Below are 10,818 nucleotides of genomic sequence, written 5' to 3'. Positions count from 1 at the left end.
GCGGTGCGGGTCGTCCCGGCGGCGCCGGTGGCGCCGGTGGCGCCGGTCGTCCCGGCGGCTTCGGTGGAGGCCCCGGCGGCGGTGGCGCCCCCGGGGGTGCTCCCGGCCGTCCCGGTGGCGGTGGCAACCGTCCCGGCCAGCGTGGCCAGACCCAGGGCGCCTTCGGCCGTCCCGGCGGTCCGTCGCGTCGCGGCCGGAAGTCCAAGCGGGCGCGTCGCCAGGAGTTCGAGGCCATGGAGGCCCCGACGATCGGCGGCATCCGCGTCCGCAAGGGCAACGGCGAGACCGTCCGCCTGCCGCGTGGCGCGAGCCTGACCGACTTCGCCGAGAAGATCGGCGTCGACGCCGCCCAGCTCGTCCAGATGCTGTTCAGCCTGGGCGAGATGGTGACCGCGACGCAGTCGGTCTCCGACGAGGTGCTCGAGCTGCTCGGCGAGGAGCTCAACTACGACGTCCAGGTCATCTCCCCCGAGGACGAGGACCGCGAGCTCCTCGAGAGCTTCGACATCGAGTTCGGCGACGAGGGCGACGAGTCCGACTGGACCGTCCGCCCGCCGGTCGTGACCGTCATGGGTCACGTCGACCACGGCAAGACGAAGCTCCTCGACGCGCTCCGCAGCGCGAACGTGGTGGCCGGTGAAGCCGGAGGCATCACGCAGCACATCGGCGCCTACCAGGTCTCCACCGAGGTCGGTGGCGAGGACCGGAGGATCACCTTCATCGACACCCCGGGTCACGAGGCGTTCACCGCCATGCGTGCCCGCGGCTCGCAGTCCTCCGACATCGCGGTCCTCGTGGTCGCGGCCGACGACGGCGTCATGCCGCAGACGGTGGAGGCGCTCAACCACGCCAAGGCGGCCGGTGTGCCGATCGTGGTCGCGGTCAACAAGATCGACAAGCCGGACGCCGACCCGACCAAGGTCCGCGGCCAGCTGACCGAGTACGGCCTCATCCCCGAGGAGTACGGCGGCGACGCGATGTTCGTCGACGTGTCGGCGAAGTCCAACCTCAACCTGGACAAGCTGCTCGAGGCGATCGTCCTCACCGCCGACGCCTCCCTCGACCTGCGGGCCAACGCCACGCAGGACGCCCAGGGCCTGGTCATCGAGGCGCACCTCGACCGCGGTCGCGGCCCGGTCGCCACGGTGCTCGTCCAGCGCGGCACCCTGCGCGTCGGCGACTCGATCGTCGCCGGTCCGGCCTTCGGCCGCGTCCGGGCGATGCTCGACGAGTACGGCAAGGAGATCACCGAGGCCACGCCGGCCCGGCCCGCGATGGTGCTCGGCCTCTCGGCCGTGCCCGGCGCTGGCCAGACCTTCCTCGTGGTCGAGGACGACCGGATGGCCCGCCAGATCGCCGAGCAGCGCGAGTCGCGCGAGCGCGCGGCCCAGCTGGCCAAGCGCACGGTCCGCCGCTCGCTCGAGGACTTCATGAAGTCGATGGAGTCGGGCGAGTCCCAGACCCTCAACCTCATCCTCAAGGGCGACGTGTCCGGCTCGGTCGAGGCCCTCGAGGACGCTCTGTCCCAGATCGAGGTCGGCGACGAGGTCGGCATCCGCGTCATCGACCGCGGTGTCGGCGCCATCACCGAGACCAACGTCGACCTGGCCGCCGCCTCCGACGCGATCATCATCGGCTTCAACGTCCGCCCGCAGGGCAAGGCGACCGAGATGGCCGACAAGGAGGGCGTGGAGATCCGGTACTACACCGTCATCTACCAGGCCATCGAGGAGATCGAGGCCGCGCTCAAGGGCATGCTCAAGCCGGAGTACGAGGAGCGCACGCTCGGCCAGGCCGAGATCCGCGCGATCTTCCGCTCGTCCAAGATCGGCAACATCGCGGGCTGCATGGTCATCGACGGCGTCATCCGCCGCAACGCCAAGGTGCGCGTCCTGCGCGACGGCGCCGTGGTCTACGACAACGCCGACCTGGCCTCGCTCAAGCGCGAGAAGGACGACGCGTCCGAGGTCCGCGAGGGCTTCGAGTGCGGTCTCGTGGTCCGCAACTTCCAGGACATCAAGGAAGGCGACATCGTCGAGGCGTTCGAGCTCGTGGAGATCCCGAGGTCCTGATGAGCAACCCCAGGGTCCGCAAGATCGCGGACCGCATCCAGGTCATCGTGGCCCAGATGCTGGAGCGCCGGATCAAGGACCCGCGCCTCGGTTTCGTCACCGTCACCGACGTGCGGGTCTCCGGCGACAGCCAGCAGGCCTCGATCTTCTACACCGCGATGAGCGACGACCCGGCCGAGCTCGCCGCCACCGCGGCGGCGCTCGAATCGGCGAAGGGGCTCCTGCGGTCCGAGGTCGCCAAGCAGCTCGGCATGCGACACGCGCCGACGCTCGAGTTCCACCACGACGCCCTGCCCGAGACCGCGCGACACCTCGACGAGGTGCTGGCGCGGGCGAAGGCCCAGGACGACGCGGTGGCGGCCTCGCGCGGATCGGCCTACGCCGGCGACGAGGACCCGTACAAGAAGCCCCGGGAGGCGTCGGAGGACGACCTCGACGACGCTGCCTGGGACGACGAGTGAGCGAGTGACCGAGGCCAAGCCGTCCGGCCTGGTGATCGTCGACAAGGGCCCGGGCGTCACGTCGCACGACGTGGTGTCCCGGGTCCGTCGCCTTGCCGGCACCCGCAAGGTCGGCCACGCCGGCACGCTCGACCCGATGGCCACCGGCGTGCTCGTCGTCGGCGTCGAGCGCGCGACCCGGCTGCTCGGCCACCTCATGCTCACCGAGAAGGCGTACGACGCCACTGTCCGCCTCGGCATCGCCACCCACACCGACGACGCGGAGGGCGGGGTCGTCGCCACGGCCGAGCCGGGTGCGGTGGAGGCGTTGAGCGAGGCGGAGATCCGGGCCGCGTTCGCGACCCAGGTCGGCGAGATCGAGCAGGTGCCGACCACCGTCAGCGCCATCAAGGTGGACGGCAAGCGTGCCTACGCCCTCGCTCGGGAGGGTGCCGCGGTCGAGCTGAAGGCCCGGCCCGTGACGATCCACGAGCTCACCGTCGGCGGGCTCCGCGGCGTCGGCACCGGCTCCCTCGAGGCCGACATCTCGGTGCGCTGCTCCTCCGGCACCTACATCCGGGCGATCGCCCGGGACGTCGGCGCGATCCTCGGCGTCGGCGGTCATCTGACCGCGCTGCGCCGGACCGCGGTCGGCCCCTACACCCTCGCGCAGGCCGCCACGCTCGAGGAGCTGGGCGAGGCGCAGGCCGGCGGGCGGAGCCTGCTGCTGCCCATCGGCGCCGCCGCGCGGGCCGCCTTCCCGTCGTACGACCTCGACGAGGAGCAGGAGCGCGAGGTGCGCCACGGCCGACGGATCGCGCTGGCCGTCGACGGGCTGACCGCGGTCTTCGCGCTCGACGGGGAGTTCCTCGCGCTCTACGAGCCGGTTCCCGGAACGCCCCTCGCCCGCCCCGTCGCCGTCTTCGTCGGCTAGCCCGCCCGGATCCGGCCCGGTCCGGAGGCAGCCCTCAGCAGCCGCCGCTGCCGAAGTAGGACTGCGTCAGGTACGACTCCCTGCCGACGTAGATCGAGGTGACCTTCGCTCCCGCGAGCTGGTCCCAGCTCGTCGGCGGGTTCTCGTAGTCGTAGCCCCAGTCGATCCAGAAGTTGATCCAGCGCTTGCCCGACCGCACCGCGAGCAGGGGCTGGTACTTCGCCAGGTCCGCCGTCCTCTGCACCCCGGAGACCTTCGCCTCGACGTCCGCGACGGTCGAGCCGATCGTGATGCCCTCCTTGGTCGCGATGCTCTTGTTCTTGGCCTTCGCCTTGAAGACGCCGACACCCGCCAGCTTCGCGCTCTTGGTCCAGTCCTTGTGCTTGCGGTAGTCCCAGGTCAGATAGAGTGCCTTGCCCGCGGCGCCCTTCGCGGCCGGGGGCACGGTGTACCTGGAGCCGCAGGCGGTGGCCTTGCTCGGCTTGGTGTACAACGACGACTTCAGGGCCTTCGAGCCGGTCGTCCCGATGACGTAGGGCCCGACGCCCTTGCCCGAGATGACCCAGGTGCCCGCCTTCGCCGCGGACGACGGTGACGCGGCCTGCAGACTCACCGCGGCGACCAGCGCCACGACGGTCGTCAACAACCTCATGCCCAGACGAATCTCCGAACGCATGGCGACCTTCTCTCCCAAGGCCCGAGATGCGACAACGACACGATGTGTGCTTCCTGTGAGGAAGGTAGACGGCGAGGAGGCCCTCCGGCAAGGCTCATGTTCGGACTACTAAGGTGATCGTCGTGGTGTTGTGGCGCTCCGTCGGCGAGGTGCCGGCCGACCTCGGCCGCACGGTCGTCGTCATCGGGAACTTCGACGGCGTGCATCGTGGGCACCAGCACGTCCTCGCGCTCGCACGCGAGCGGGCCGACGCCGGGGGCCTCACCATGGTGGCCATCACCTTCGACCCGCACCCGATGGCGGTGCTCCGGCCCGAGCACGCGCCGACGACCCTCACCTCGCTCGATCTGCGCGCCGAGCTCCTCGAGCACTACGGCGCCGACGCGGTCCTCGCGCTGCCGTTCGACCGGGACGTCGCGGCCTGGTCGGCCGACGACTTCGCCCAGCGGGTGCTGGTCGACGCTCTCCACGCCCGGCTCGCGGTCGTCGGCGCGAACTTCCGCTACGGCCGCAAGGCGTCCGGCGACGTCCGGACCCTGGCCGACTTCGGCGCGGGCCACGACTTCGAGGTGACCTCGATCGATCTCGACGGCGGACCCCAGGTCTGGTCGTCGACCTACGTCCGGACCTGCCTGGCGGCAGGCGACGTCGAGGGGGCCGCCGAGGCGCTCGGCCGGCCCTACGCCGTACGCGGGGTGGTGGTGAAGGGCGACCAGCGCGGACGCGAGCTCGGCTTCCCGACGGCCAACGTCCCGACCGACGCGCTCGATGCCGTCCCCCCCGACGGCGTGTACGCCGGATGGCTGACGCGCCTGGACACCGGCGAGCGGTTCCCCGGAGCGATCAGCGTCGGCACCAACCCGACCTTCGAGGGGGTGATCGGCCGCCGCGTCGAGACCTACGTGCTCGACCGCACCGACCTGGACCTCTACGGCGTCGAGGTGCAGGTCGAGTTCGTCGAGCGCCTCCGCGGGCAGGTCGCCTACACCGGCATCGAGCCGCTCATCGAGCAGATCCGCGCCGACGTGGAGGACACCCGCCGCGTCCTGGGACTCCCGCTGGCGTGACCGAGCCACGCGAGGGCGACCAGCCGGCGGGCGGCGCCGATCCGCTCGCCGGCCTCGAGCTCTGGTTCGCCCGCCACGGCCTGACCTACTTCGTCCCGGAGGAGCGCGCCGCGGTCCGCGAGGCGCTGCGTCCGCGCCGGGCGCTCCCGCTCGTGGCCGCCGTGCTCGTCGTCGCGGGCGCCGGGGGAGTGGCGCTCACCCTGCTGTCGGACGACCTCGGCGCCGGCCCGGCGCTCCTCCTCACCCTCGGCGGCGTCGCCGCGCTGGGCTATGCGATGACCGCGCTGCGCGCCCGGCCGATCCTGGCGTGGGCGCTGAGCCGCACCTTCGGCTCGCTCTCGCGCCTGCTGCCGATGATGTCGCGCGCGCTGCCGCTGCTCCTGCTCTTCGTGACCTTCCTCTTCATCAACGCCGAGGTCTGGCAGCTCGCCGCCTCCCTCAACGCGGGCGTGCTCTGGCTGACGGTGCTGCTCTTCGGCGCCTGTGCGGTGGCGTTCCTCCTGGTCCGGCTGCCCGAGGAGGTCGACCGCGTGGACGACGACGTCGACGGCGCCTTCCTGACGCGCGCCTGTGCGGGCACGCCGTTCGAGGAGCCGTGCGCGCGCCTCCTCGCCGATCCTGCCGATCTTGCCGATCCTGCCGGTCCCGCCGCCGACCCGGTCGCCTACGCCGAGGTCAGCGGATTCGAGCGCTGGAACCTCATCCTCGCCCTGCTCGTCATCCAGGCCGTCCAGGTGCTGTTGCTGGCCCTCGGCGTCTTCGTCTTCTTCCTGCTCTTCGGCGCGCTGGCCATGACCGACGGCGTCCAGCTGGCCTGGACGGGTCACGACCAGCTGCACAGCGCCTCGTGGCTGCCCACGGTCTCGGTCGAGCTGCTCCAGGTCTCGGTCTTCCTCGCCGCGTTCTCGGGCCTCTACCTGACGGTGTCGACGGTCGTGGACGACACCTATCGCGAGCAGTTCTTCGGAGGCGTGCTCCGCGAGCTCGAGCGCGCCGTCGGCGTACGCGCCGTCTATCGCGCTCTCAGAGCTGCTGGACCACCCGCGGGCTCGCCGACGGCTTGAGCCACCGCAGGATCCACCTCATCTGGCTCGGCACGCCCAGCTGGGTGCAGCCCTCGGTCGGCTTCCAGGCCCGGCCGGCCGACGGCGAGGTGTGGTAGAAGATCCCGCTGCCCTTGCCGGCCACCGGCTTGGCGCCCCTGCCGGGGTGGACGCGGAAGTTGTTGTAGTCGACGACGAAGCCGTAGCGCATCGACGGCCGGTCGCCCGAGGTGCGTCCGGGGATCTCGACCCACGAGTTGTAGTTCGCGCCGCTGGTCGGCACCGCCGAGGTCGCCTTGCGCCGCTTCCACGGCATCGAGCCGACGCGCTTGGACGTGGTGAAGGTGATCGAGATGTCGAAGACGCCGACCGGGGAGTGCATGTCGCCCTCGCGCTTCTTGCCCCAGCCCTTCGGCGCGATCACCGACCGGAACTCGCGGACCAGCTGCCAGGTGCCGGTCGTGTCCTTCTGCCATGCCTGCGTGACGGTGCAGTAGATCTTCCGGCACCAGCGGGTCGAGCTGATCGTGCGCACCACCTGGCTCGTCCTCGCCGGCACGAGGGACGCGAAGGTGGCCACGTCGGCCGCGGGGGTCCGCGCCGATGCCGCCGCCTGGGCGCTCGGCACGCCGGGCACCGTCGCGAGGCCGGCGAGGAGCAGCACGAGGACCGGGAGGAGCATCAGGCGGCGCACAGGAGCATTGTGCCGGAACCGCGCGAACTCGGAGTGTCAACCGCAGTAGTGCGGAATGCGTAGTAGTGTGCCATGCATGGATAGCACTCAGCTGCTCAAGGGCGTGCTCGACCTCACCGTCCTGGCGGTCGTCGAGCACGAGGACGCATACGGGTACGACGTCGTGCGCAAGCTGCGCGACGGCGGACTCAACGACGTGGGCGACGCCTCCGTCTACGGCACGCTGCGCCGGCTCTACTCGGCGGGGGCGCTGACGTCGTACGTCGTCCCGTCGGAGTCCGGCCCGCACCGTAAGTACTACGGCATCACTCCTGTCGGCCGCGACCAGCTCAAGCAGCAGAGCGACGACTGGTCCGTCTTCTCCTCCACCGTCACCTCCATCCTCGAGGGAGCCATCGCATGACCACGACCAAGCCCGACCAGACGATGGGCGCGTTCCTCGGAGACTTCCTCGCCGCGGTCCGTGCCGAGCTCTCCGACCTCAGCGTCACCGATCGCGCCGAGATCACCGACGGCCTCGAGGCCGACCTCGCCGAGCTCGTCGCCGACCGCGGGCCCGAGGCCCTGGGCGACCCCGTGGCCTACGCTCGCGAGCTCCGCTCCGCCGCCGGCATCCCCGAGCGCAGCGGCACGCGGACCGCCCGTCGCTCCCTCGGCGACCGGATCACCGCGCTCCTCGACGCGGCCCGCGCCGTCGCCGACCGCCAGATCGCCAGACTCCCCGGCGACCACCAGCCGCTCATCGACTGGCTCCGCCCGCTGTGGTGGATCGTGCGTGGTGCCGCGATCGGTGGGATCTATGCCGGCAACGACGGTCTCGGCCCCGGGCCGGTGATCGTGGCGATCACCGGCGTCGCGATCAGCGTGCAGCTGGGTCGCGGCCGGCTCTGGCCCGGCGGGCGCCGCGGTGTGCTCGCCCGCGTGGTGCTGCTGGCGGTCAACGCCGCGTCCGTCGTCGCGGCGATCGTGTCCGTCTCCCTCATCAACGACGCGCAGCAGCACTCCTTCTGGAACGGATGGGAGAGCGGCTACGAGGAGGCCCAGGGCGAGTATGGCTCCGTCGACGCCGGCCCCGCGCACACCGACGAGGCCGGGATCTACTCCGACGGCCACTGGGTCTCCCAGGTCTTTCCCTACGACGCGGCGGGCAACCCGCTGGTCGGAGTGCAGCTCTTCGACCAGACCGGCCGGCCGATCTCCGTCGTCACCCAGCCCGACTGCACCTCGACCACGACGGACCCGCTGCCGCGCGAGGAGCCGACCGCGGGCGGGGAGCTCAACTACGTCTGCCAGGACGAGGAGTCGGGCGAGGCCCTGCAGTCGCGGATCTTCTACCCCTGGACCAACGGCGCGGCCCAGCTCTACAACGTCTTCCCGCTGACCAGCCGCACGCAGAACTCGCCGGACCTCTCGGCGACCGCCTTCGCCGAGGAGCTCAAGCCGTCGGTCGGGACCCTTCCCTTCGCCACCGTGCCGCCGGTCTCCCTGCCGGGGGTGGCGACGACGCCCGCCGGCTGAGGCGGCGCGGGGCTCAGTCCGCGTCGAGGTCGCGCTCGACGAGGGCGGCGATGGCGTCGACGCCAGCGGGATCCTCGCCCGCGACCTCGACGCTGTCGCCGTTCTTCGCGCCCAGCGTCATGATCATCAGCGACGAGCCGGCGTCGACCCCGTTGATGGTCACGGGGCTGTTGAGGCCGCCGGCGGCCTCGGCGATGATCGCCGCGGGCCGGGCGTGGAGCCCGACGGCGGACCCGACGACGACTGACTTGCTGGGCATGGCTCTCCTCGGTTGGGTGGGTGACTCTCAGGACGGCTGCCGCACGAGCAGCGGTCGGACGAGGGTGGACTCCGTCCGCACCTCGGCCGGGGTCGGGATGGTGGTGCCGGGCAGCGAGGCCGCCGCGCTGCCGTAGGCGACGGCGAGCGCGAGCCGCTCGGCCGGCGGCAGGCCCTGGAGGTCGGCGAGCAGGTAGCCGAACAGGCTGGAGTCGCCGGCCCCGACGGTGCTCACGACGGTCGTCGGAGTCGGCGTGGCGTGCCAGGCGCCGGTGGCGTCCAGCAGCAGCGCGCCCCGGGCGCCGAGGGTCACGAGGACGGTGCCGATGCCGCGGTCCACGAGCGTCTGGGCGGCCCGCGCGGCGGCGACCGGGTCGTCCTCCAGCACGGAGGGGTCGGCTCCGGTGATCGAGGCCAGCTCCTCGGCGTTGGGCTTGATCAGGGCCGGCGCGCTCGCCGGCAGCCGGTCGACCAGCGCCGACAGCGGGGCGTCGCTGGTGTCGACGGCGACCCGGCTCAGCCCGCTCAGGCGGGACACGAGGTCGGCGTACAGGCCGGCCGGCGCGCCCGGTGGCAGGGACCCGGCCAGCACCGTCCAGGAGGCGCCGCGCGCCTCGCTCACCACGGCCGCCGTCAGGTCGTCCAGGTGCTCGCCGCGGATCGGCTCGCCGGGGCTGTTGAGCTTGGTGGTGGTGCCGTCGGGCTCGGTGAGGGTGAGGTTGACCCGGATGTCACCGGCCGGTGCCGACGTACGGCAGTGGATGCCCGCCTCCTCCAGCTCGCGCACGAAGGGGTCGCCCGGCAGCGCGGGGAGGACGGCCACGGTGTCGAGCCCCGCCGCGACGGCGGCCCGCGAGATGTTGACGCCCTTGCCCCCCGCCTGCGAGGTCACGTGCTCGACCCGGTGGACCGCGCCCCGCACCAGCGCTCCGGGAAGCGTGAGCGTGCGGTCGACGCTGGGATTGGCGGTGAGGGTGACGATCGGCCCCGCACCCGGCCGGAGCGCGTTCACGGCTAGACCCGGATCACGTCGACGCCGGCGGCGTCGAAGGCCTGGACGTCCGACGGGCTGACGCTGTCGTCGGTGACGAGCACGTCGATCTCGTCGAGCGAGGCGAAGCGGACCGCGCGCTCCTGCCCGATCTTGGTGGCGTCGGCGAGGACGACGACGCGCTGGCCGCCGTGCACGATGGCGCGCTTGGTCGCCGCCTCCTCGCTGTCGGGCGTGGACAGGCCGTGCCGGACCGAGACGGCGTTGGTCCCGACGAAGGCGAGGTCCGCCCGGAACTGCCCGATCGCCTGTGCCGTCTCGTGCCCCACGGCTGCCTGCGTGGCCGTCCGGACCTTCCCGGGCAGCAGGTGCAGCTCGATATGGGGGAGCGGTGCCACGATCGCCGCGATCGGGACCGAGTGCGTGATGACCGTCCACTGCTCGGTGGTCGGCAGAAGCGAGACGAGCCGGGCGGTGGTGCTGCCGGCATCGATGAGCAGGGTGCCACCGCCCTGCGGGAGCAGGGCGACGGCGGCCTGGGCGATCCGGCCCTTCTCGGGGGTGTGGTCCTGGTCGCGGTCGGAGAGCCGCGGCTCGAGCATGGTCACCGACCGCAGGGACACCGCCCCGCCGTGGACGCGGCGCACCAGCTGCAGCCGCTCGAGCTGGGAGAGGTCGCGACGCACGGTCTCGGTCGTCACCTGGAAGCGGGTCGCCAGCTCCGTCACCGCGACCCGGCCGCGGGTCGACACGAGCTCGGCGATCGCCTGGTGGCGCTCTTCGGCATACATCCCCGTGTGCTCCTCACCCCGGCGCCATGACGCACCTTCGTTCGTGTTGTTTTAGTCCCGAATGTGTTGACTGTCAAGGTGGGTTGGGTTTGGATTGTGGCCATGGTCACCATCACCGCAGCTGCTGGCCGAAGCGCCACCGACGTCGTCCTGACCGGGACTCCGGTGGTTCCGGGGCTGGCCTACGGGCCTGTGCTCATGGTGGCGCAGGACCTCGACCTGGCGGCCTTGGCATCGTACGGCGACGGCGGACACGCCACGCCCGCCGACGCGCTGGCCGCCTTCGACGCGGCGGCCGACCGGGTGGCGGACGGCTACGTCGCGAAGGCCGCGC

At 72.0% G+C, this 10,818-nt stretch carries 12 protein-coding genes and 1 pseudogene; 8 read left to right on the top strand and 5 right to left on the bottom strand.

From position 1 onward, the window contains the following. From infB to truB, 3 genes are all read left to right on the top strand, one after another. Positions 1 to 2,072 (top strand): translation initiation factor IF-2 (infB, locus tag QM572_RS07645; RefSeq protein ID WP_415091696.1); only part of this gene is annotated, 2,072 nt, incomplete at its 5' end. After that, positions 2,072 to 2,533, top strand: a complete 462-nt coding sequence (gene rbfA, locus QM572_RS07640) for a 30S ribosome-binding factor RbfA (RefSeq protein ID WP_415091694.1) — start codon at positions 2,072 to 2,074, stop codon at positions 2,531 to 2,533. The genes infB and rbfA, both read left to right, overlap by 1 nt. Positions 2,534 to 2,537: 4 nt before the next feature. Then, positions 2,538 to 3,446 carry a tRNA pseudouridine(55) synthase TruB gene (truB, locus tag QM572_RS07635; RefSeq protein WP_415091692.1) on the top strand — a complete coding sequence of 303 codons (909 nt, stop codon included), beginning with the start codon at positions 2,538 to 2,540 and terminating at the stop codon, positions 3,444 to 3,446. Positions 3,447 to 3,480: 34 nt separating this feature from the next. Here the strand turns inward: truB and QM572_RS07630 are convergent, their stop codons facing one another. Beyond that, the gene (locus QM572_RS07630) at positions 3,481 to 4,098 is read right to left on the bottom strand and encodes a hypothetical protein (protein WP_415091690.1); all 618 of its coding nucleotides are present in this window, start codon (positions 4,096 to 4,098) and stop codon (positions 3,481 to 3,483) included. 146 nt (positions 4,099 to 4,244) lie between these two features. Here QM572_RS07630 and QM572_RS07625 point away from each other — a divergent pair, with 146 nt between their 5' ends. Both QM572_RS07625 and QM572_RS07620 read left to right on the top strand, forming a co-directional pair. Further along, positions 4,245 to 5,189, top strand: a complete 945-nt coding sequence (locus tag QM572_RS07625; RefSeq protein ID WP_415091688.1) for a bifunctional riboflavin kinase/FAD synthetase — start codon at positions 4,245 to 4,247, stop codon at positions 5,187 to 5,189. Next, positions 5,186 to 6,253, top strand: a complete 1,068-nt coding sequence (locus QM572_RS07620; RefSeq protein WP_415091686.1) for a hypothetical protein — start codon at positions 5,186 to 5,188, stop codon at positions 6,251 to 6,253. The genes QM572_RS07625 and QM572_RS07620 overlap by 4 nt, the downstream gene beginning before the upstream one ends. Here QM572_RS07620 and QM572_RS07615 read toward each other — a convergent pair. Continuing rightward, positions 6,213 to 6,926, bottom strand: a complete 714-nt coding sequence (locus QM572_RS07615; protein WP_415091684.1) for a L,D-transpeptidase family protein — start codon at positions 6,924 to 6,926, stop codon at positions 6,213 to 6,215. The two genes, QM572_RS07620 and QM572_RS07615, sit on opposite strands and share 41 nt — an antisense overlap. Before the next feature lie 76 nt (positions 6,927 to 7,002). Here QM572_RS07615 and QM572_RS07610 point away from each other — a divergent pair, with 76 nt between their 5' ends. Both QM572_RS07610 and QM572_RS07605 read left to right on the top strand, forming a co-directional pair. Beyond that, positions 7,003 to 7,329: a PadR family transcriptional regulator gene (locus tag QM572_RS07610; protein ID WP_415091682.1), complete on the top strand. Its 327-nt coding sequence runs from the start codon at positions 7,003 to 7,005 to the stop codon at positions 7,327 to 7,329. Then, entirely contained in the window at positions 7,326 to 8,444 is a 1,119-nt protein-coding gene (locus QM572_RS07605) for an HAAS signaling domain-containing protein (RefSeq protein WP_415091680.1), read from the top strand. The genes QM572_RS07610 and QM572_RS07605 overlap by 4 nt, the downstream gene beginning before the upstream one ends. Before the next feature lie 13 nt (positions 8,445 to 8,457). On the opposite strand, the gene QM572_RS07600 is transcribed toward QM572_RS07605, so the two are convergent. Genes QM572_RS07600 through QM572_RS07590 form a run of 3 tightly spaced genes read right to left on the bottom strand, consistent with a single transcriptional unit; the run spans position 8,458 to position 10,484 of the window. Next, complete coding sequence (locus QM572_RS07600; protein ID WP_415091678.1) at positions 8,458 to 8,703, bottom strand: HPr family phosphocarrier protein; 246 nt, start codon at positions 8,701 to 8,703, stop codon at positions 8,458 to 8,460. A 27-nt stretch (positions 8,704 to 8,730) separates the two neighbouring features. After that, on the bottom strand, positions 8,731 to 9,714 hold the full coding sequence (locus QM572_RS07595) for a 1-phosphofructokinase family hexose kinase (protein ID WP_415091676.1): 984 nt from the start codon (positions 9,712 to 9,714) through the stop codon (positions 8,731 to 8,733). Between the two features lie 2 nt (positions 9,715 to 9,716). Continuing rightward, entirely contained in the window at positions 9,717 to 10,484 is a 768-nt protein-coding gene (locus QM572_RS07590) for a DeoR/GlpR family DNA-binding transcription regulator (RefSeq protein ID WP_415091674.1), read from the bottom strand. A gap of 102 nt (positions 10,485 to 10,586) precedes the next feature. Here QM572_RS07590 and QM572_RS07585 point away from each other — a divergent pair. Continuing rightward, a pseudogene (locus QM572_RS07585) lies at positions 10,587 to 10,818 on the top strand (hypothetical protein); the annotation flags it as partial.

It is taken from the genome of Nocardioides sp. (genome assembly GCF_047607365.1).
Classification (GTDB): Bacteria; Actinomycetota; Actinomycetes; order Propionibacteriales; family Nocardioidaceae; genus Nocardioides.
Note: the sequence above shows the minus strand (reverse complement) of the source record. Positions and strands in the feature narration are given on the sequence as shown.